Here is a 21,342-nt window from a genome sequence, read left to right as displayed (position 1 = left end):
ATTAGAAAAACTACATATAAGGAAGTATTTCCATAAGACTAATTTAATCTTTATAAGCCGATACAATGACTAGAAAATTATTTTTGATGAAACGTTCTTTATTTTTAAAAATTATTGTTTTATTTTTTTTACTCATTACTTCCAAAACGTTAAGCCAAACTTCGGTAACAAGAATATATACCGATTGGAATACTTATTTTACTTCAAATTCTGCGACTAATGTTGTGGCAAATCAGCCTAATACAGAAAATAATTTGCTTGCCTTTGACTGGCAGGGAAAAACGTATGCAACAGGTGCTAATAATGCTGTTTTGACTGCGAATTCTGTTAATTTTGTGAATAGTCGTTTCAGAGCTTTAAAAATACAATCTTTACCATATGACGCATCCAGCTACTACTTGCAAGGCTCTAATATTGATGGCTCTTTAACTAATAGGATATTAACTCCTGCTCTGGGAGGAGCTTTATCAACGCCTGCCGAATTAGCTTATAGACTTACAGACGGTATTAATGGATTGGCTTTGGGTACAGGGATTGCAAATATTAAAGCAAATACTTTGGCTGAATTCAAAATAGGTACAAATAATATACAATTGGGAATAATTGGAGATGGAATTCCTGATATTATAGTCAGTCAGGTTGCTCAGCCAAATTCAGTAGTTGACAAATTCAGTTTTGTTAATGCAGCAGGAGTTGTTATTGGTAATTCTGTTAATGTAGATTTTACTTCTAGTTCCATTCCGGCTGTTGGGACCTACAGACTGGATTTATTTAATACTAATAACGGTGCTCCGGCCACTGGCTTCAGTGCAAATGACACCCGTGATATTCGTTTGCTTGCCTTTGATTTGAGTGCTTTTGGAATTACAGATGCTACATCCTCACAGATAGACCGCTTTGTGGTTAATTTTTCAGGAAGCTCTGATTGTGCATTCATTGCTTTTAATACCAACTCATTAAAAATAGCAACTTTAGCTTTAGTAAAAAAAGCAACATTATTGGGATGCGGAGTAGGAGGTAAAATTAGATATACTTTTGAAGTTACTAATACTGGAGACGTTCCGTTAACTAATGTAGTAGTAACTGATCCTATGATTGGTACAATATCAGGTTCTCCTATCGCCTCCTTAGCCGCTGGTGCAACGACAACTTTAACCGCAGATTATACTATTACCGCAGCTGATGTAGCCTTAGGAAGAGTGGTCAATTCTGCAAAAGTTACAGCGGTAGATCCTTCAGCGAACACGGTTGAAGATATTTCAGGTAATTCTATCGGAGATGATATCCAGACAGTAACTAATTTATTGACCCCTCCAACGATAGGAACAATAAAAAACATAACTTGTAATTCATTGGGAACTATTTCTTTGAGCAGTTTACCTTCAGGATCATGGACCCTGGAAATAAATTCAGGTAGCAGTACGGTAAATACTTCCGGTTCCGGATCTACAACGACTGTCACTGGTTTAGCAGTTGGAACCTATACTTTTAGGGTAACGGATAATAGTAGCGGCTGTAAATCACCTTTAACAGCTGCTGCTTCAATTATTAGTCAGACAACGAATACCTGGAACGGAACTGCTTGGTCGACAGGATCTGTACCAACTTTAGATCAAAATATTGTTTTCACTGGTAACTATCCGCCTGCTGTCGATCCAAATGTTGATTTGTATGGCTGCAGTTGCAGGGTTTCAGGAAGCACTACAAAAGTTACTATAAAAACAGGACGTACTTTGACTATAACAAATGGGGTTACAGTTGATACAGATGGAAATTTAATATTTGAGAATAATGCTAGTTTAATTCAGCTGACGAATGCTGTCAATTCTGGTAAAATCATCTATAAGCGTAGTTCTCAGCCGATGAAGAATTACGATTCCACGTATTGGTCCTCACCTGTAGAAGGCCAAACATTGTATAATTTATCTCCTAATACGCGCTGGGATAAATATTTGTCCTATACAGGAGACAGATGGAACGAAGAGCCATCTTCGACTGTGATGCAAGCTGGTATCGGTTATGCCATCCGTGTTCCTGATATAAAAACAGTATATCCAAACGGTGAGACCTGGAATGGCAGCAGCTATGTACAGAATCTTTCATTTATAGGCAAACCCAATAACGGAAAGATTACCAGCGGGCAGTATATGGAGAAAGATAAATATTACCTTATAGGTAATCCTTATCCTTCAGCTATCTTTGCAGACTCGTTTTTGTATGATAATGCAAACAACAGTGGTATCTTAGGTGGAACGGTTTATTTCTGGACTCATAACACGGCAGTCAAACTAGTTGGTGCCCAGTATGCTTATGTTTCGGATGATTATGCGAGCTACAACCTTACAGGAGGTGTTGCCTCTGCGCTTAGTGATCCAAAGCACAGTGTTAACGGAGTAGATAAAGGAATGAAACCCACTGGTTACATTGCTGCAGGGCAGTCTTTTTTCACCAGTGCAGAATCTGGTTCTGGTCATGTTGAGTTCACAAATGAAATGCGTTTTGGCGGAACCAATAATTCGCAGTTTTTCAAACCTGGTAACACCTCGAAACCAGCATTGATGGAGAAACACCGTTTGTGGCTTAACCTAACCAATGCAGGAGGTGCATTCAAACAAATGCTTATTGGCTACATAGAAGGTGCTAGCAATGGATATGATAAGATTTTCGACGGACAGAGTTATGACGGCAACAGTTACATTGATTTTTATAGTATCAACGATGCTACCGATCTGACCATCCAAGGACGTGCCTTGCCATTCAGTGATTCAGATGTTGTTCCTTTAGGGTATCGTTCGAAAATTGCGGGAGATTTCACCATTGCAATAGATCAGGCCGATGGTAAGCTGGCTACGCAGAGAATTTATCTGGAAGACAAGCAGACCGGAACAATAAACGAATTGACGGCGAAAAACTATACTTTTACGACCAAGGCAGGTACCTTCAAGAATCGATTTGTGCTTCGCTACAAGAACACAACATTGGGGACCGGTGATTTAGAAACGGTTGATGATGCTGTTTGGGTTGTTGCCCAGAACAAAACCATTACAGTAAATTCGACCACAGAAAACATTGACAAGGTGTTTATTTATGATGTTTCGGGAAAAGAATTGTATAGTAAAGATAAGGTTAGCAATCTTGAATTGATTCTTCAGAACCAGCCCTTTGCACAACAGGTTTTGCTGATCAAAGTAGTGCTGGGGAATGGCTACCAGACGACCAAAAAAGTGATCTTTAAATAAAACTACAAACTATAAATTAGAAAAACCGATAGCATAATAGACTGCACCCAAAAGTTTAGACAAATTTATAATTAATTTTGATAATGATGAGCTCGATATTGTATCGGGCTCATTTTGTTTAAATTTGACTTGATTCTTTCTCTATTGTAATAGATAATATAATTTTCGATATCTTGTTTTAATTGACTTATAGAACTGTACTTTTTAAGGTAAAACAATTCGGATTTTAATATCCCGAAGAAGTTTTCTATAATCGCATTATCCAGACAATTCCCTTTTCTGGACATACTCTGTACGATTCCTTTTTTTTCAATAAATGCTGGTATTGTTTCATTTGGTATTGCCAGCCTTGATCAGAATGTAAGGTCAAATTAGTATTGTTTGGTATTTTCTTAAATGCTTTTTTTAACATCACGACCACTTGACTAAATACGGGTCGTTCCGCTAGCTCATAACTGATAATTTCTTGGTTGAATAAGTCTATAATAGGCGATAAATATAGTTTTTTTCCTGATACATTAAACTCGGTTATGTCGGTTGCCCATTTTTTATTTGGAGCTTCTGATTTAAAATTGCGTTCCAAAATATTAGGTGCGATTTTGCCCTGTTCCCCTTTATATGATTTATATTTCTTTATTCTAATAATGCTTTTTAGCCCTAATAGCTTCATCAATCTGAAAACTGTTTTATGATTGATAGTTATCCCTTTATTGTTCAATTCGTCGGTAATTCTTCTATAGCCATAACGACCTTTGTGCTTGTGATAAATGGATTTTATAAATTCTTTTATGATTTGATACTTATCCACAGATTTGTTTTGTTTTTCATAGTAGTAAAAACTGCTACGTGCCATATTAGTACGATTCAAAAGTAAATCTAAATCATATAAATGCCTTAATTCCATTATGGCTTGCGCTTTTTGGCTGCTTCTTCGGCTTGAATTAAGGCTTGTAGCTTTTTTAGCAAATCGTTCTCACAGCGCAGGGCTTCAATTTCCAAGAGAAGTTCTTCTTCCCTGGATAATGGCTTGTCTGATTTGCGTTTTTTACGTTTGAAATTGCTCATAGATTTGGGCCTGCCTTTGGGTTTTGGTTGTAATGCTTCAACTCCAAAGTTAGCAAAATCTTTTTGCCATTTTAACAGAATAGCTGCATCGGCAATATTAAACTTCACCGAGGTCTCGCGTAAGGAAAGTGATTCTTTTTTAATGGCTTTTAGAACCTTTAACTTAAAATCAACCGTATAATTATGATTCCTTCTAGGTAATAAGCCGTCTTTGCCGTATGCTTTATAAAAAGCTACCCATTTACGGATATTGGACTCGTCCAAACCCTTCAATCTTGAAACATACACGTTCGAATAATGTTTCTTTAAAACTAATTCTACACATTCTAACTTAAATGCATAATTGAATTTTACTTTTCTGTTCATAAAAAATGCCCCAAATAGTGTCTAACTTTTTGGGGCATGTTCAATAAGTTATCGGTTTTTTTGTGTTAACAGATAATATTTATATTCTTAAAAATCACTAAATGTTGGTATTGTAACAGCATAATGATAATTATAAATTGCACGTAAATTCTTATTAACAGAATGTGCCTGAATTTTTATAACTCCAAATCATTATATCTTGAAATCAAAATTACATTGTTTGTTTATAATTCTTTTTAGTTTATTTTCTATTTCAAATAAAGCCCAACAAGGTAAACCAGACGTCAGTTTTAATAGTTATGATGATGGTTTTAATGGTGATGGTTTTAATAATGCAGTTAGAACCTTGTCAATGCAAATAGATGGGAATTTAATTGTGGGAGGTGAATTTTTGAGCTTTAACGGAAAACCACTTTCTTATTTGACACGGCTCAAAACAGACGGAACTATAGATGAAGAATTTAATACAGGTTCAGGTTTTAATGGAAAGATATATTCATCTTACATACAAAATGATGGCAAAATTATTATTGGAGGAAATTTTACCAGTTATAATGGAGTTGCTGCAGGCAGATTAATTCGTTTAAATAATGATGGCTCGCATGATAGCACTTTTAATACTTCTATAGCAGCAGGTACGGGCATTATAAATCAAATTGCCCAGCAATCAGATGGAAAATTTATAATCGTTGGAAGCTTTACAAAGTATGATGGAATTACTGTAAACAGGATAGCCAGGATTTTACCTGATGGAAATTTAGATGCCACTTTTTTAACTGGTTCAGGTGCTCCTTCAAATATAAATTGTGTTCAGATCCAACACGACGGGAAGATTATTCTGTCAGGAAATTTTATAAAATTTAATGGTGCCGATGTCAATAGAATAGTTCGCTTAAATTCAGATGGTAGTATTGATATGGGTTTTAATGCTGGAACTGCTTTTAATGATGAAATCCATGCAATGTGTTTACAATCAGATGAAAAAATTATACTGGGTGGTGAATTTACAGATTATAACGGAATTGCTTCTAACAGGATTATTCGGTTGAATTCAGATGGATCAATCGATTCTGGTTTTCTTTCAGGAACAGGTTTTAATAACGGTACTGTAAACGTTATAAAAACGGATTTGTCAGGAAATATTATGCTCGGAGGTTCTTTTACAGCTTTATATAATGGAAGCGATGTAAACAGATTATTACTTTTAAATCCAGACGGCACAATTAAAACGGATTTCAATGCAGGAGGCGGACCTGGCTCAGCATCAGTATTTAGTTTAGAAAATTCAGATGATGGCAGTTGGTACATTGGTGGGTCATTTTCAGTATTTGATTATTTGAACCAGGGAAAACTGGCTAAAACAGATGCTAGTGGAATTCATGATATAAGTTATCTGTCGGCGGGAGCCGGGTTTGATAATTCGGTTTCAAAAGTATTACCATTGCCTAATAATAATACAATGGTTTTTGGTAATTTCTCAAATTTTAACGGAGTTGCATGTTCAAAAATTGCGCGTATTTTGCCAGAGGGAGATTTAGATAATAGATTTAATTCAGCACAGTCAGGGGCTAATAATACTATAAAAACGGCAGTCCGGCAAGTAGATGGAAAAATGATTATAGCTGGAAGTTTTACGACTTACAACAATACAATTTGTAATCGCATTGCCCGAATCTTACCTGATGGGAGTTTAGATAATAGTTTTGTTTCCGGAAGCGGTTTTAATGGTCAGGTATATTCGGTATCGATTCAATCGGATGGGAAAATATTAGCAGCAGGTAATTTCACAAAATATAATGGCGTTACATTTGGCCGAATAGTGCGTCTCATGCAAGACGGCACAATTGATAGTAGTTTTAATGCTGCTGTAGCTGCAAATGCAATTGTAGATGCTATGATAGTCCAGCCAGACGGAAAAATTATATTAGGAGGAAGATTTGATACATTCGACGGCATAGTATATTCGAAGTTAGTACGGTTAAATGCTGACGGAAGTATAGATAGCAGTTTTTCTATAGGTACTGGATTTGACAAAAATGTGTATGCACTTGAATTGCAATCTGATGGAAAAATTATTGTGGGTGGTTCTTTTTTAGATTATAATGGAACTTCAAAAAAAAGAATTTTAAGACTTAATTCAGATGGTACTTTAGACATAACTTTTAACTCCGGAACGGGTTTTAGTAACGGAGATGTTCGCAGTATTTTAGTACAGCCAGACAATAGGATCCTTGTTGGAGGCGCATTTTCAGGAAATTATAACGGTACAGCTTCTTTACGATTATTACGGTTATCTTCTAATGGCGTTTTTGATTCCTCTTTTTCAGTTGGTTTAAACGGCACTTTATATACTATGGGCTTTACATCTGATCATAAACTGCTTATCGGGGGGAATTTTAACTCAGTATCAGGAGTGGCAAAACATAGAATTGCCCGTTTGAAATTATGTACTCATAGCTCAAAATGGAATGGTACGAATTGGTCAAATGGATTTCCTTCAGTCGAAAAAGAACTAAATTTTGAAGATGATTATTTGTTTTCTGCTTCAACAAATGCATGTAGCTGTCATATCAACTCTGGAAAGACAGTAACGGTTTCAGCCGGAAAAACTTTGGGATTAAACTTAGATTATTCGGGATCCGGAAGGTTGATTTTAGAAGATACTGCATCTTTGTACCAATATGATGATGAAATGATCAATACCGGGATTATTCATCTTAAACGGAAAACTACACCTATGAGAAAGTCCGATTATACCTATTGGTCTTCTCCAGTTGAAGGTCAAAATTTGACAGATGTTTCGCCGGCTACATTACCAGATAAGTTTTTTTCATTTGATCCTGAAGTAAATTATTGGAAAGAGGAAATTCCTTCAACAATTATGAGTTCAGGTAAAGGTTATATTATTCGCGGGCCGCAAAATTTTTCAGATTCTGTTCCTGAAAAATATGAAGCGGTTTTTAAAGGAATACCGGTTAACGGAAAAATTAAAATAAATGTTTGCAATACGGATAGTTTCAATTTATTAGGCAATCCATACCCATCCGCTATTGATGCAGATGTATTTTTGAAAGACAACATGGATGTTATTAAAGGAACACTATATTTCTGGACTCATAATACACCACTCTCTTATAATAAATATAATACAGATGATTATGCAGTTTATACACTTTTAGGAGGTGTAGGAACAAGAGCAGCAATGGCTTCTGGTGAAAATGAAACTTTGCCGGCAGGAAAGATTGCTTCAGCACAATCTTTTTTTGTTCAGAGTTTAATTGCCGGGGAAGTGAAATTTGAAAATAGTATGCGTGTTATAGAACAAAATTCACAATTTTTTAAACCTGCTAAGATTTCCGAAAAAAAGAAAAAACCAGAGAGAAGCAGAATATGGCTTAACCTTACGAATGAAGAAAGTGCATTCAAACAGCTTTTAATTGGTTATATTGAAGGAGCAACAAACGGGTATGATTCGGCTTTTGACGGAGAGTCATTCAATGGAAACAAGTATATTGATTTTTATAGTTTTAATGAAGAAAAAAGCTGGACTATACAAGGCAGGGAATTCCCTTTTGAAGATTCAGATGAAATAGTTCTGGGTTATAAAACTGAAATCAAGGGAAATTTCACGATAAGTATAGATCATTTGGATCAAACTTTTACGGACCAATCCATTTATCTTGAAGATAAGGACAAAATGATTTTACATGATTTAAAAAAAGAACCTTATGTATTTTTAACTGAAAAAGGAATTTTTAATACTCGTTTTGTTTTAAGATTTATAGATAAAACATTGCATTTAAAAGATATTTCGCCAAATAAAAAAGAATTTGTAATTTATCAAAAGAAGGGACAATTAGTGGTAGAATCAGAAAATTCAAATATTCAAAAAGTTCAGGTTTTCGATATAAGTGGAAAATTGATTTTAGAGCAAAATACGAATCAAAATTCAATAATAATTTCTAATCTGAAACCAGAAAATCAGCTTCTTTTACTTAAAATTCAAACAGAAGAAAGCCTGAAAACGGAAAAAATAATATATTAATTATCGGTAAAATTAAGATAGAAGAACAATGGAGTCAAAGGTTTTTTCCTTTTTAAAAGTCTTTGACTCCGATTATAGATAAATTAAATCAGATTTAAATTCATCTTTTTCAGTGGATTTAGACAGCTTCTTTTAGCAAATTTTCATGCGTATTCTGAATTGCCTTTTCATTTTTATAGTCAATCCATTTTTGACCTTTGAATTTTCGCATCAAAATATCAAAATGTCGCATGATAAAAACATTATAAGCAGCCTTAGATAAGTTGGTAATGTTTTTAGGAAAAGAGCGTAAACTCATAGAAAACCCGGGTGTAAGATACTTCATATAGTGCCAGTAACCTTCAGGCATATATAACATTTCACCATGTTTCAGGTTTGTGATGTATCCCTGTGCATTTTTCAGGGCAGGGAATTTTTCATAATCGGGATTGTCAAAATCAATATCTTCTCTCGAAATTAACGCATGAGGAACCTTATACATATATTTTGACTGATCAGGAGGAAAAATCATGCATTGCTTTTCTCCGTGAAAATGGAAATGAAGAATATTGGAGTAGTCTATATCAAAATGCATAAACACTTTAGAATTTTGACCGCCAAAGAACAGCATAGGCATTTGCTTGACTAATTTTAAGCCAATATCCGGCCATAAAAAATCATTTTTTAAGACAGGAACATCTTTCATTAGATTGTAAAGAAAAATGCGGTAATTGGTTGGTTTTTTTTCAAGTAAATCAATATAATCGCTCATCTTCATACAAGTATGTGCTTCATTAAAACCATCTTCATGGTTTACCGGTCTGTCATCGTATAAAGGAACAACTTTGTCGCCTGCTATTTGTTTGATATAAGATAATTTCCATTTTTCATAAGCCGGCCAGTCTTCAGTCAGCTCTTCAATAACAACCGGTATTTGATTTTTTACATATTGGGATATAAACTCAGATTTTGAGATTTTTTTTACCCTTTCAATTTGTGTTAATTTCATCTGTTTTAAAATAAAAAAAATTGCTTATAGTGTTAGCTATAAGCAATTTAAAAATATTTATTGAGATTTTTTAACTCTATTAATTAAAATTTTGACTTGATTGAAGTACGTTCAGTCATTCAACAAGATAGAATAATTCGTGTGAGTTAAATTCTTTTCTGTTCTTCAGTTTGTGTTCTGTTTTTTTCACTCAATTTTTGATTCCCAAAATTATATTTAAAGCCAATCTTAAAACTCTGGGTATCGCTATAATCTGTAAAATAATTATACTGATTTGCATATTTAGTGGTAACCGTTTGTTTTTCTCCGCGATAAACATCTGAAAAGATGGCAAAAAATTCCCATTTGTTATCAAATATCTTTTTTCGAAATGCAAAATCTAAACTGGTAAACTGACTAATAGTAAAAGTGCCCTGAACAGATTTTGAGTTGTAATAAAAATTGGCTTCGGCGGTAAAATCTTTTTTCTTGTTGAACGTAAATCGGTTATTGGTGCTTCCATTATACTGCAAACGTTTGTTTTGATATAATTTTTCATCAACTCCCAAAAAGGTATCCTGAGTATAATTGATACCGGCCTGAATTCCGGATTCCCACCAGTCAAAGAAAACTAAATTGGCATTGAATTCTAATCCTAATGCAGTATTTTTTTCGATATTCGTAAGATGATAGACAACTGTTGTCGTTTCGTAGTCCTGATACGAGATTTCCATTGAAGGATTTTTTTCATGTCGGTAGTACAAATCAAAGTTGTATTTGTCGTTTAAAGTATAAGTCAGATTGAGGTTGTGAATGATGGTAGGCTGAAGCTTTGGATCTCCAACAAAATATGAATAGGAATTGTAGTAAGACCTGAATGGGTTAAGCCAGCTGTATTGAGGTCTGCTAATCCGTTTTCCGTATGAAAATCCAATTTGATGGTTTTCATTGGCTTTGTAAAGCGCATAAAAAGTGGGGAAAAGTTTAAAATATTTTTGCTGGTTTATTTCAGTTACCGTAACCGAATTGCCTTTTAGCCGGGTGTACTCTCCTCTTAATCCGGCTTTCAGCGTCCATTTTTCTATTTCCTTGCTATAGCTTGTATAACCTGCAAAAATGGTTTCATCATATAAAAACTGGTTAGTTCTGTTTGTGTTTTCAATTAATTCGCCATTAATTTCATCTTTAAAAATAAGCTGACTGTCTGCTTTTACTTTTCCAAATTTCATTCCCATCTCGATTCCATTGTCTTCATTTGCATAATCGGATTGTGCTGAAAAAAGCTGAATTTTTTGCGTGTTGTCGCTTACAAATCGCGTTTGTCGGTAAGGAGGACTATTGGGTAATGAAAATGAAGAGAAAATATCCTGATTTTCATTGTAATAGTAATGCGTATAATCTGAAGAAAAAGAAAGTTTCTCTTTCTCCTTAAATTTATGATCATAAGAAAAATTGTAATCATTATTTCGGGAAGTTTTTTTTCTGTTGTTTTGAGTCACATAAAGCGAATCCAGATTTCTGTTACGGTCATAAATAGAAGTGGGCACATTATAAAACCCATGAACATTTGGATTGATAGAACCAGTTACGCCAAAAGAGATTGTATTTGAATTATCTATTTCATATTCTGAATCCACTCGAAATGAATTTTGCGATGCCGATTTGTTTTTTCTTCTCAGGGTGCTTTCCCAAATCGAGTTCGTTTCGCCTGAATTATCCAAATAATGAATGAAATCTTCTCCTTCTCTCACATACGTACCAGTACCAAGGGTATAACGTCCGGATAGTGATAGTTTTTCTCCTTTGTAAATATGGCTTGTAGAAATATTTCCTTTTGCATAAATAGATTGTGTGTAAGAACCGCTTACCGTTCCTTTATAACCTAATTTTACATTTTTTTTCAACCTGATATTTAATACGATTGCTCCCTGAGCTTCATATTTAGCGGGTGGATTTGTAATGACCTCAATTAATTTTACATCTTCACCGTTTGTGTTTTCTAAAAACTGTTTTAATTCATCACCTGTTAAATAGACTTTTTTGTCATTAATAGTGACCAAAATACTATTGCTTCCGCGAACAGTCATATTGCCGCTGCTCATTGTAGTCACACCAGGTGTTTTGCCCAGGATTTCCCAGGCATTATTAGTAGAAAGTGAAGAGTTTTCTACAGTAAACTCTATTCGGTCAATTTTTCTTTTTAAGATTGGTTTTGATGTCGTAATGGTAACATCATTTAGTAGTTCTGCATTTTGTTCCAGTAGAATTGGAGAGAGTTGGAGATCTGACTGTACATCAATATGGAGGTATTTTTCAGAATGTCCATAAGAACTGATTTTCAAAATGTATTTTTCTTTTTCAGCGTCTGCTATTTCAAAAAAGCCTTTTTCGTTAGTTTGAGTGCTTTTGTAAAATACTGAATCCTGGTGTTTTAATAACGAAACAGAGGTAAATTCTACGGGATTATTCTTAGCGTCCAGAATAGTTCCTGAAATCTTGTGCTGTCCAGTTCCGATAAAAGGAAAGAGTAAGAATATAAAAAGATAGTGTTTCATGATGTGATGATTTGTTTGGAGCAAATCTCTGAAACGGCTACGGAGTATTGGGTTAATAGACGGTTAATGATGGGTTAAAGAGTTTTGGATAGTTTAGTTTTGAAAAAACAAAATAAGCTGAACTCCCAATTTTTTAAGACATTCATTTCAACATTGGGTTAATAAAGGGTTAATCGGTTATTTATTAAAAGCATAAAACAATTATTAAGGTAAATTTGTTTTTGTTAATTGTTACATCATGCAAAACAAAAGGAAAATTGCGTATTTAATCGGAGCATGTATTTTTACTGTAATAGCATTGGCGGCTATTCAGGGCTATTTTATATACAATACTTATAAATTGACCGAAAGGGAAGTAAATACAAAAATCAGAAAGCAAATAACCGAGCTGGAAGACCATCCTGAATTTGATGCCATAAAAGATAGCTGGATGGAGCAAACCGGCAAATTATCTGAAGAATATGTGTATAAAAAAATAGCAAAAAAAGAATATCTAAAACTTATTCAGAAAAATCAGGATTCCCTTTCTGATGCTATGAAGAGGTATATGGAAAAGTTTAAAAAACCAGAAGATTTTGAAATTGGTTACAGCGATTATTTAACGTCTCTTGTAATTGTAAACAATAATAAAACGGATTCTGTTTATAATGGTAAACTGTTGATTTTTGATAATAAAGTAAAAAGTACTAATGAGATTTCTTCTTCTACCGGAAAGTGGCAAAATACGAATGAATCAGATAATCCAGGTTCTGTAAAGAAAAAATATACACTCATGTTGAAAACAGAACAATATTACAGTTTTGCCAGCTGGCAAAAAACGATTCTGGGTCAAATGGCCGGATTGTTATTATTTTCTTTAGTGTTAATGTTTTTTGTCGTGTACCTGTATTATCTCTCTATTAAAAACTTAATTAACCAAAAACGGATTGCTGATATAAAAACAGATTTTGTAAACAACATTACACATGAATTTCAGACACCTTTGGCCACAATGGATATTGCAATCAAAACATTGCAGCGAAAGCAGGATCAAATGTCGAATGAAGAATATAAAACGACTTTATCTTTATTGGAAAGACAGAACAGCAGGCTTCAGAAACTGTTTCAGCAGGTTGCGAATGTTTCAGTTAATCCAGTATCTGATGTAAGTTCTTCCATCGAAATAAGTTGTACTGAAATTAAAGAAATAATAGAGGATTTCAGACTTTCTCAACCTGATATTCTCATTACATGCCAGCAGAATCAGGAAACCATCACGCTAAAAATAGACCGTTTTCATCTCAATACAATTTTGATTAATCTTTTGGATAATGCCGTAAAATATGGTGCTACAGAAATAAATATTGAAATGAAAAGTATGGATAATAATTTTTTACTCAGTATAAAAGATAATGGAAAAGGGATTTCTTCGAAAGAACACTTAGCCGTTTTTGATAAGTTTTACAGAGTAGAAAAAGGAAATCTTCACAATACAAAAGGTCTTGGTTTGGGATTGTTTTATGTAAAACAATTAGTGGAAGCATATCGTGGAAATGTAAAAGTAATAAGTGAAGAAAATAGAGGTGCTTTGTTTTTAATATCAATTCCGTTATAATGAAACATATTTTATTAGTAGAAGATGATTTTGATTATGCTTCAGTTTTGAAACAATATCTGGAGTTTTCAGGATTTAAAGTATCCTGGAAAAAGAATGGTAAAGAAGCTTTAGAATCTCTTTCTTCTGTCAAACCGGATATTTGTATTTTGGATGTAATGATGCCGCAAATGGATGGTTTTACTTTAGCCGAAAAGATAGTGGATCAATTTCCGGATACTCCATTTGTTTTTTTAACGGCAAAATCATTGAAGGAGGACAAAATCAAAGGGCTGAAATTGGGTGCAGATGATTATATCGTAAAACCTTTTGAAGTAGAAGAGTTAATTTTAAGAGTAGGTAATATTTTAAAACGTTCTCAAAAAAATGATGAAAAAATTGTTTTAGAACAGACGTTCGAAATTGGCACTTATATTTTTGATTATCAAAATTACTTGTTGAAACATCATGCAATCATACACCGAATTACTGAAAAAGAAGCGCAATTAATCATTTTTTTACATGAGAACCGAAATAAGCTTATAAAAAGGGAAGAGATTTTAAGGGAAATATGGGGCAACGAAGATTTCTTTTCAGGCAGAAGCATGGATGTTTTTATCAGCCGTTTACGGAAATATTTTAAAGAAGATCCTGCTATAAGTATTTTAAGTGTAAGAGGCCTGGGTTTTGAATTTAAGATTAACAATTAAATCAAATGATTATGAAAATTATTATAGTACTTATTTTTACAGCGATTAGTTTTTTAGCGCATAGCCAGAGTAGGCCAACAGTGCCAAATCCTCCAAAAGTTAAAAAATCAGAAACAAAAACTACGAGTTCCAGTTCATCTGTTTCGGTTCAGGATTCAGATTCATCTTATAGTTTCAAAGCTTCTTTTGATTCTGATAAAAATGATAAAATAAAAAGAATGCTAATGGATCATTTGGACGAGAAATACCTGATTTCTAAAGGTGAAGTTTTGATTTGGAAAAAACTGGATGCCGATGAAATTGTCTATGGCGTCACTTTTAAAAAAGGCAGTTTAAAAATGAATGTCGACAAAGAATTAAGTTCGGGAAATACTTTTAGAGAATTTGAAAAACTCGGAAATAAATTAAGAGAAACGATTTCAAATGATTGAAATAAAAAAATGCTTTTGACAAATATGAGTCAAAAGCATTTTTATTTATAGTGTTGGCAGAAAATCTTAAACTTTTGATTTAATCGAATGTTCAATATTTCTTTCAATAGTGTGTCCAGGTCTTGACCATTTAGGTTTTTCGCCTAACGAGTAATTTGTGTGACAAGTTGAATGTAAATGCCTGTAGAGTTCTGTAATAAAAGAGCTATACTTTTTCGACGCATGCGTTGTTTAAGTAATTTAAAGTTCTATTTTTACAATAAAATCTTACTAATAAATTAAACAAATCATTTATGGGACATTTTTCAGAACAGGTACATATCAGCATAGGGAGTTTTACCCAAAACGTGGTTTATCATAATTTAGAACTGTCGCAAAAGATGGCAGATCACCATCATTTTTCTTTTGTATGGCAATATACAGGCAAAGCGATCATCAATCCGGCAGATCAGGCAAAGGCATTGCGAAAGTATCTTGGAGACGAAGTTATCTTTACCTTTAAAAGCCTTACCGGAATCCGGTTAATGAGCAAAGGAATCATAACAGAACTATCTTCTATAGATCTTCATGGCAGCGCCGAAGGATTACATGTTAAAGGAATTAGTCATACTATCGTTCTGGATGACATGAAAAAATCAAGAACCTATCAGCAAAGAGGCATGAATGATATCGTGCTGGATATTTTAGCAGAAGGTCCGGGAGAATTCTACGAAAGAGATGCTATAAAAGCCACTTACCTTCAGGAATTCAAATATCTGGCGCAGTACAATGAAACCAATTTTGATTTCTTAAAACGATTGGCCAGACGTTACGGACAATGGTTCTATTTTGACGGAATGCGAATGCAGTTCGGACAAACCAAAACCAGTAAAATAAAACTCATCAACGGATCTTCGCTGCATGGTTTTAAAATCCAGACCAACATGGCTTCCCATAAAATTGCTTTGGGAGGGTATGATTACAATGGTGCTGCCAATATCCGTAACTCCTCATTGAGAACTTCAGCAGGAAGCAAAGACAGCTTCTCTGCTGTTGTAGGACATAATCAGGGAACCGTTACCCAAAACGACCTTAATAACGGAGCTTACACCACCAATGCCCAAAGCAGCGAAGAAATCCAGGAAATGGTCAAACTGCAGACAGCAGGCAGCGATGCCAATAGTGTTTATTACAGCGGAACCTCTTATTTTCCGTTAGGTCTTGGACAGGTTTTCAGCATCATAAACCAAACTGTAGAACATGAACTGATCGTGACAGAAGTAACACACATCTCTCAGGTCCACGGAAATTACTCCTGTAATTTCAAGGCCATTCCGGCAGATGTTGCAGCACCACATTTTACAGATGTACATGTATTTGCGAAAGCCGAAACACAGCCCGCGAAAGTAAAAGACAACAACGATCCGGAAGGATTAGGACGTGTAAAAGTACAGTTCAATTGGGCAGGCGGAAACAATTCAAGCGAATGGCTTCGTATGATACAGCCACACTCAGGTTCAGGAAAAGGTTTTTATTTTATTCCGGAAATCGATGAAGAGGTTTTGGTAGGCTTTGAAGGAAGCAATGCACAGAATCCGTATATTTTGGGAACACAATACAATGGAAGCGCTACCAGCGGTTATTCAGACGGTCAGAATAATGTAAAAGCGATTCATACACGTTCAGGTACTAAAATTATTTTGAACGACGGAGAGGGAAGTATTCTGATTGAAGACCCGAGCGGCAATACCTGGAAAATGGATGGTCAGGGAAATATTGATGTGAATGCGCCAAAGAATTTTACTTTGAATGCCGGGGAGAATGTAAATATTACTGCTGGTAAAAATGTTTCTGTTAGTGCAGGTGAGAATATTGAAATTGATGCCAGTAAAGATATAGTTCAAACGGCAGGTCATGATCTTACACAAAATGCAGCTGGAGATATAATAGAAAGCGGAGACAGTAAGATAGAAATAGTAGAGAAAGATTATACAAGAGATATTGGAGAGACCGCCGATGTGTTTTCTAAAAAAGTCACAGTTCACAGTACAGATGAAGATATGCTTTTAAAAAGTAAAGCTGTAGTACAATTGAATAGTGGCGAAAAAACAATTAGTTAAAAAAGATAAAATTATGGCAATTATAAAGCAAGCTAAAAATATACATATAACCATTAAAAAAGCAGATATCATTTATGCTGGAAATTTTACAATGACCGCTAAAAAAGTAACGATAGAAGCTACCGAAAGTAATTTACAGTTTAACAGTGCAAAAAAAATAAAAGTAGATGGGAATTAGTTATGGGAATTATGAGCCAACTGAGAGAAAGAAGAGAGAAATTAAAGAAAATATAACTTTTGCTGGTTGTATTCAATTTTATCGATCAAAAGAACATGCTGTTGGGAAATATGGAGTTGCAGATTCTTCTTATAAGGGATCATTTGGTTTTGATAAATTCGACAAAAAAGTTTGCGCTGAAGGGTTAATAGGAGAATATCAGGATTTAAAAGGCATAGTGCCTAAAATAGAAGTAATTTCAGGAATCAAGAAATACCTATGTGCTTACCTTTCTATTTGGCCTCCTAACGTAGAGGGTAACCAAGACAATGCAAAAAGCAAGGTTACGCTTTATGTAAAAGCAGAAGAAGTACTTACACAATTGGCAAACAATGCTAATATTGAATTTGTATGTTCTGATTCTAATATTATAATTAATGGTTCTTCTACTATAAATATGGTTTTGAATGGAGAAGCAAAACCACTTATTATTGAGTGTAAAGGTACTTTCGAGAAAGATGTTTTTATTGAAGCTAAGGTAAAAGGGGAATCCCAAATATTGGGCAGATTGATTATAAAATCAAATGCAGTGATTTACAAGACAATAATACAACCTGTTGAATTAAGTTTTGGATCAACTGAAAATTTTGGAATACCAGATATATCTCATACCACATTTATTCAAAATTTGGTAAAGGATTTCAATAACAAATCTTTTAATCAAGCATATATTTATGGAGAGTTAGCTCTAAGTACAAAAAAAATTGCTTTAAATAAAAGTGAGTTTGAGAATAAAGGATTACTCTCAACAAAAGAAGATGGTAAACTGTATTTAAAAAAAGATAGTGAAACCGATCAGTCAACGGGGGATTATAATGATAAAATTGAGGAACGTTATGCAGCTTCACTTGTAAAAGGAGGAATAGAAAAAAAGAAAGCTGAAGAGAGATTAAAGATGTCGGTGAAAGAGGTTTTAATACAGTTTGACAAAGAATATTCTTTTAAGAAAGATGGTGATACTAAATACACGATGAAACAATATCAAGATAAAATTGCAACAAAAGCGTGGAATGACCCTAAAGTTCAAAAAGCTTATCAAGCTTATAAAATTTCAAAATCAAATTATGAAGTATTTGGTAGTAACAGCATTGGATTAAACAAAGCTGGAATGCTACATTTTTTTTATACTAACGATATTCATGCTGGGAAAAATCCAGAAAGCAAAGTATTAGCATACTCATCAATATCTTCAGGAATTGCACATATTTTTGAATCTGCAATTAAAAGTCAAGATGCAAATTCAGTTATACTTCACGAATTAGGACACAGTTTAAGCTTACATCATAGTTTTGATCGTGAAGATTTAGGGACTTACTCCATAAAAGAAAGTGGAAAAAGATATAAAGATGATATTGAGAAAGAAATCGCTTCTTTGGAAGGGGATAAAAAAACAGGATATTTGGGAGAAATAAGAATATTAGAAAATCAAAAAAAGAATATTGAAAAAAATCAAAAGACAAATGCTAATGAAAATGAAATTATGATGCTTTCAAGATTAAAAGGGAAATATTCAGTATTACAACATTGTATAGATTCGAAAAATTCATTTGAAATTGAATACTTTGAAAGTACTTTTATCAGGCATCTAAATTCAGATAATGAAAGCGCCGTTGCGATTGAAGCGAACTCACTTGATGTTGCTTCTGACAGAACAAGTATGTCAATTACTGAAATTGATATGAAAATAAATGAAGCAAAGGAAAAATTAGTACAGTTACAAATAGAAAGAAAGAATGCTGAAGAAGCAAAAATATATAGTAAAGCAACTAACTTATCTAAAACACAAGAAAATTATATGGATTACTATCAGGATTCCAGTGGAAACACAAATTCTAATTTTGAACGCAAATCTTACTATCAATGGCAGTGGTGTGAAATGCAAAAAACTGGAAAGCAAAATAATTATTTTAAGGAAGTTAAATAACTAAAATAATGAAAAAAATAATATTAATAGCTCTTTATCTGGGTGTATTATCTTGTGGAAAAAGTATTTATTATGTTTATGATACTAGTAAGGATGAAGACCATTACAGTTATTGTACTTTAGAAATCACAAGTAAAAAAGAGATCATTTACAGAGCAGCATCATATAAATACTGGGCTCTAAGTGATCCTAGGAATAGTTATATTTATATCTACAGTGATAAATCTGCAACAGATATAAATGAAAATCATTATAGCTTTGTTTCGGGTATATCTGATATAAGTTATATTAGAAGCAGATACGAACCAGAATTTAAACACTTTTTTATACATTTTGTAGATAAACCTGGTTACTCAGTTCTTTATCGTAGAGGAGTAAGTGATACTATTTATAGTACCGCTGATAATGATTTTGAATATTTAAAAGAAGGACAAGGTTTTAAAGAAAATGGCATAAAATGGTTCCCTCCTTATATGGTAAAAGTTGATAAAATTGATTATACAAAATTTGGAAAAAAAATTCAGCATTTGAATTTGAATAGCCCTAAAAGAAAGAAATAAACATATAGTATATTATTAATGAAAAAGTTGACCCTTATTTTTCTTTGCTGTAGTTTATTATCTTGTGGAAAAAGTATTTATTATGTTTATGATACTACAAATGTAAAAGATCATTATAGTATCAAATAGAATTTGAAGGTGATAGGATTTATCATGTATGTAGCGATAACAATCCAAAAGCGCTTGAGAGAATTATAGTTGCAGATAAAACGTTAAAAAACTAAAAGCATAGTTTTCAATGCGTGATTGCGAATAGCAAAGCCACTATAGAACCGGCAGATTATATACTTGTACTATGAGAAAAATAACTTTACTAATTCATTTAAAGGAATGAAATCCATTTCAAATGATAAAAACGTAAAAAAATGCTTTTGACAATGAGCCAAAAGCATTTTTTATGGGTTGAAAAAAAAACTTAAACTTTTAGTTTTCCCGAAGCTTCAACATTTCTTTCAATAGTGTGTCCAGGTCTTGACCATTTTGGTTTTTCGCCTAAAGGAGCAAATTGCGAATCAGCAGCTTCAACTGTTTTAGGTTGTGATACTTTTGTAAAAGGTTTTTGCGGATTCAATCCCAGCATTTCAAACATTTTCATGTCTTCGTTTACATCCGGATTAGGAGTTGTAAGTAATTTGTCTCCTGCAAAAATAGAATTAGCTCCTGCAAAAAAGCACATTGCCTGTCCTTCGCGGCTCATATTAGTTCTTCCTGCAGACAAACGTACCTGGGTTTCAGGCATTACGATTCTGGTAGTGGCTACCATACGAATCATCTCCCAGATTTCAACCGGTTTTTCATCTTCCATCGGAGTTCCTTCAACGGCAACCAAAGCATTAATTGGTACTGATTCCGGCTGTGGGTTTAAAGTAGAAAGCGCAACCAGCATTCCGGCTCTGTCTTCTATACTTTCCCCCATTCCGATAATTCCGCCGCTGCAAACTGTAACGTTAGTTTTACGAACATTTTCAATGGTTTCTAAACGGTCTTCAAAAGCACGTGTTGAAATAACATCTTTATAATAATCTTCAGAAGTATCTAAGTTGTGATTGTAAGCATATAATCCTGCTTCTGCCAGACGCTGTGCCTGATTTTCGGTAATCATACCCAAAGTACAGCAAACTTCCATATCGAGTTTATTGATGGTACGAACCATTTCTAAAACCTGATCGAATTCTTCACCGTCTTTTACGTTTCTCCAGGCAGCTCCCATACAAACACGGGATGATCCGCTCGATTTGGCACGTAAGGCCTGAGCTTTTACCTGGCTTACGCTCATCAAATCATTTCCCTCAACTCCTGTGTTATAACGTGCAGCTTGTGGGCAATACCCGCAATCTTCCGGACAGCCTCCGGTTTTAATAGATAATAATGTAGAAACCTGAACTACGTTCGGATCGTGTTTTTGTCTGTGAATCGTTGCTGCTTCATACAGCAGGTCCATCATAGGTTTGTTATATATGGCGATTATTTCGTCTTTTGTCCAGTTGTGTTTTGTAATGCTCATTGCTACATTGTTTTTGAAGCTTCAAAAGTAGTTAAATTGTTCTAATCAACCAATGGTGATTGCTGTAAATGAATATTTGGCAGTTAT

15 protein-coding genes are annotated in these 21,342 nt (G+C 33.9%); 9 read left to right on the top strand and 6 right to left on the bottom strand.

Annotated features, from left to right (window positions below; all coding sequences use genetic code 11):
• Positions 1-65: 65 nt before the first annotated feature.
• Complete coding sequence (locus OZP09_RS11675) at positions 66-3,239, top strand: DUF8693 domain-containing protein (RefSeq protein WP_281309428.1); 3,174 nt, start codon at positions 66-68, stop codon at positions 3,237-3,239.
• A 71-nt stretch (positions 3,240-3,310) separates the two neighbouring features.
• On the opposite strand, the gene OZP09_RS22655 is transcribed toward OZP09_RS11675, so the two are convergent.
• From OZP09_RS22655 to OZP09_RS11665, 3 genes are read right to left on the bottom strand one after another with little or no spacing between them, the layout of a single operon-like run.
• Positions 3,311-3,526, bottom strand: a complete 216-nt coding sequence (locus OZP09_RS22655; protein ID WP_432419431.1) for an IS3 family transposase — start codon at positions 3,524-3,526, stop codon at positions 3,311-3,313.
• Complete coding sequence (locus OZP09_RS11670; protein ID WP_281309427.1) at positions 3,487-4,143, bottom strand: IS3 family transposase; 657 nt, start codon at positions 4,141-4,143, stop codon at positions 3,487-3,489. The genes OZP09_RS22655 and OZP09_RS11670 overlap by 40 nt, the downstream gene beginning before the upstream one ends.
• Positions 4,143-4,670, bottom strand: a complete 528-nt coding sequence (locus tag OZP09_RS11665) for a helix-turn-helix domain-containing protein (RefSeq protein WP_269235004.1) — start codon at positions 4,668-4,670, stop codon at positions 4,143-4,145. Before OZP09_RS11665 ends, OZP09_RS11670 begins: the two co-directional genes overlap by 1 nt.
• Before the next feature lie 199 nt (positions 4,671-4,869).
• Here OZP09_RS11665 and OZP09_RS11660 point away from each other — a divergent pair, with 199 nt between their 5' ends.
• Entirely contained in the window at positions 4,870-8,715 is a 3,846-nt protein-coding gene (locus tag OZP09_RS11660) for a DUF8693 domain-containing protein (protein ID WP_281309426.1), read from the top strand.
• A gap of 118 nt (positions 8,716-8,833) precedes the next feature.
• Here the strand turns inward: OZP09_RS11660 and OZP09_RS11655 are convergent, their stop codons facing one another.
• Both OZP09_RS11655 and OZP09_RS11650 read right to left on the bottom strand, forming a co-directional pair.
• Complete coding sequence (locus OZP09_RS11655) at positions 8,834-9,703, bottom strand: cupin-like domain-containing protein (protein WP_281309425.1); 870 nt, start codon at positions 9,701-9,703, stop codon at positions 8,834-8,836.
• A gap of 146 nt (positions 9,704-9,849) precedes the next feature.
• On the bottom strand, positions 9,850-12,237 hold the full coding sequence (locus tag OZP09_RS11650; protein WP_281309424.1) for an outer membrane beta-barrel family protein: 2,388 nt from the start codon (positions 12,235-12,237) through the stop codon (positions 9,850-9,852).
• A gap of 238 nt (positions 12,238-12,475) precedes the next feature.
• On the opposite strand from OZP09_RS11650, the gene OZP09_RS11645 reads away from it, so the two are divergent.
• The 7 genes from OZP09_RS11645 to OZP09_RS11615 all read left to right on the top strand — a co-directional run bounded on the left by OZP09_RS11645 (position 12,476) and on the right by OZP09_RS11615 (position 19,751).
• Entirely contained in the window at positions 12,476-13,831 is a 1,356-nt protein-coding gene (locus OZP09_RS11645; protein WP_269233853.1) for a sensor histidine kinase, read from the top strand.
• Positions 13,831-14,520 (top strand): response regulator transcription factor, encoded by a 690-nt coding sequence (locus OZP09_RS11640; RefSeq protein WP_269233852.1) that lies wholly within the window; start codon positions 13,831-13,833, stop codon positions 14,518-14,520. The genes OZP09_RS11645 and OZP09_RS11640 overlap by 1 nt, the downstream gene beginning before the upstream one ends.
• A gap of 11 nt (positions 14,521-14,531) precedes the next feature.
• On the top strand, positions 14,532-14,951 hold the full coding sequence (locus OZP09_RS11635; protein ID WP_269233850.1) for a hypothetical protein: 420 nt from the start codon (positions 14,532-14,534) through the stop codon (positions 14,949-14,951).
• A gap of 293 nt (positions 14,952-15,244) precedes the next feature.
• Complete coding sequence (locus OZP09_RS11630) at positions 15,245-17,050, top strand: type VI secretion system Vgr family protein (protein ID WP_269233848.1); 1,806 nt, start codon at positions 15,245-15,247, stop codon at positions 17,048-17,050.
• 13 nt (positions 17,051-17,063) lie between these two features.
• Positions 17,064-17,228, top strand: coding sequence for a hypothetical protein (locus OZP09_RS11625; protein ID WP_269233847.1), 165 nt, complete (start codon positions 17,064-17,066; stop codon positions 17,226-17,228).
• Complete coding sequence (locus OZP09_RS11620) at positions 17,218-19,191, top strand: hypothetical protein (protein WP_281309423.1); 1,974 nt, start codon at positions 17,218-17,220, stop codon at positions 19,189-19,191. The genes OZP09_RS11625 and OZP09_RS11620 overlap by 11 nt, the downstream gene beginning before the upstream one ends.
• A gap of 8 nt (positions 19,192-19,199) precedes the next feature.
• On the top strand, positions 19,200-19,751 hold the full coding sequence (locus tag OZP09_RS11615; protein ID WP_281309422.1) for a hypothetical protein: 552 nt from the start codon (positions 19,200-19,202) through the stop codon (positions 19,749-19,751).
• 415 nt (positions 19,752-20,166) lie between these two features.
• Here the strand turns inward: OZP09_RS11615 and bioB are convergent, their stop codons facing one another.
• A complete protein-coding gene (gene bioB, locus OZP09_RS11610) occupies positions 20,167-21,255 on the bottom strand; it encodes a biotin synthase BioB (protein ID WP_269233841.1) in 1,089 nt (362 codons plus the stop codon).
• Positions 21,256-21,342: the final 87 nt, after the last annotated feature.

Source organism: Flavobacterium flavigenum (assembly GCF_027111255.2).
Taxonomy (GTDB): domain Bacteria; phylum Bacteroidota; class Bacteroidia; order Flavobacteriales; family Flavobacteriaceae; genus Flavobacterium; species Flavobacterium flavigenum.
This window is presented reverse-complemented; position numbering and strand designations above follow the sequence as displayed.

Excerpts from the sequence above, each read along its gene's own strand:
- OZP09_RS11620 (WP_281309423.1), top strand. The coding sequence starts at position 17,218 with ATGGGAATTAGTTATGGGAATTATGAGCCAACTGAGAGAAAGAAGAGA.
- OZP09_RS11615 (WP_281309422.1), top strand. The coding sequence starts at position 19,200 with ATGAAAAAAATAATATTAATAGCTCTTTATCTGGGTGTATTATCTTGT.
- OZP09_RS11635 (WP_269233850.1), top strand. The coding sequence starts at position 14,532 with ATGAAAATTATTATAGTACTTATTTTTACAGCGATTAGTTTTTTAGCG.
- OZP09_RS11640 (WP_269233852.1), top strand. The coding sequence starts at position 13,831 with ATGAAACATATTTTATTAGTAGAAGATGATTTTGATTATGCTTCAGTT.
- OZP09_RS11655 (WP_281309425.1), bottom strand. The coding sequence starts at position 9,703 with ATGAAATTAACACAAATTGAAAGGGTAAAAAAAATCTCAAAATCTGAG.
- OZP09_RS11675 (WP_281309428.1), top strand. The coding sequence starts at position 66 with ATGACTAGAAAATTATTTTTGATGAAACGTTCTTTATTTTTAAAAATT.
- OZP09_RS11630 (WP_269233848.1), top strand. The coding sequence starts at position 15,245 with ATGGGACATTTTTCAGAACAGGTACATATCAGCATAGGGAGTTTTACC.
- OZP09_RS11645 (WP_269233853.1), top strand. The coding sequence starts at position 12,476 with ATGCAAAACAAAAGGAAAATTGCGTATTTAATCGGAGCATGTATTTTT.
- bioB (WP_269233841.1), bottom strand. The coding sequence starts at position 21,255 with ATGAGCATTACAAAACACAACTGGACAAAAGACGAAATAATCGCCATA.
- OZP09_RS11650 (WP_281309424.1), bottom strand. The coding sequence starts at position 12,237 with ATGAAACACTATCTTTTTATATTCTTACTCTTTCCTTTTATCGGAACT.
- OZP09_RS22655 (WP_432419431.1), bottom strand. The coding sequence starts at position 3,526 with ATGTCCAGAAAAGGGAATTGTCTGGATAATGCGATTATAGAAAACTTC.
- OZP09_RS11625 (WP_269233847.1), top strand. The coding sequence starts at position 17,064 with ATGGCAATTATAAAGCAAGCTAAAAATATACATATAACCATTAAAAAA.
- OZP09_RS11665 (WP_269235004.1), bottom strand. The coding sequence starts at position 4,670 with ATGAACAGAAAAGTAAAATTCAATTATGCATTTAAGTTAGAATGTGTA.
- OZP09_RS11670 (WP_281309427.1), bottom strand. The coding sequence starts at position 4,143 with ATGGAATTAAGGCATTTATATGATTTAGATTTACTTTTGAATCGTACT.